At 35.0% G+C, this 203-nt stretch carries 1 pseudogene; it reads left to right on the top strand.

The annotated features are described in order from the left end of the window. A pseudogene (locus tag OZD68_RS06730) lies at positions 1-203 on the top strand (IS5 family transposase); the annotation flags it as partial.

The raw sequence follows: 203 nt of genomic DNA, 5'->3' as shown, positions 1-203 counted from the left end.
GAAAATTCCTCCGAAAAACAACGCAGCAGAGCATCCAAAGTTAGACTATATGGCTGAGAGAAATTCTGCAGTCAAGCTCATAAAGTCATATGATGAAGATGGTATAAAGAAGTGGAAAAAAGAGATGAGTTATGGAAAAAGATCTTATATAGAAAGTTTTTTCTCGCGACTGAAACAAACATTCGGGTTTAGTTTTAGGAATA

This window comes from Wolbachia endosymbiont of Drosophila bicornuta (genome assembly GCF_028982105.1).
GTDB lineage: Bacteria > Pseudomonadota > Alphaproteobacteria > Rickettsiales > Anaplasmataceae > Wolbachia > Wolbachia pipientis.
Note: the sequence above shows the minus strand (reverse complement) of the source record. Positions and strands in the feature narration are given on the sequence as shown.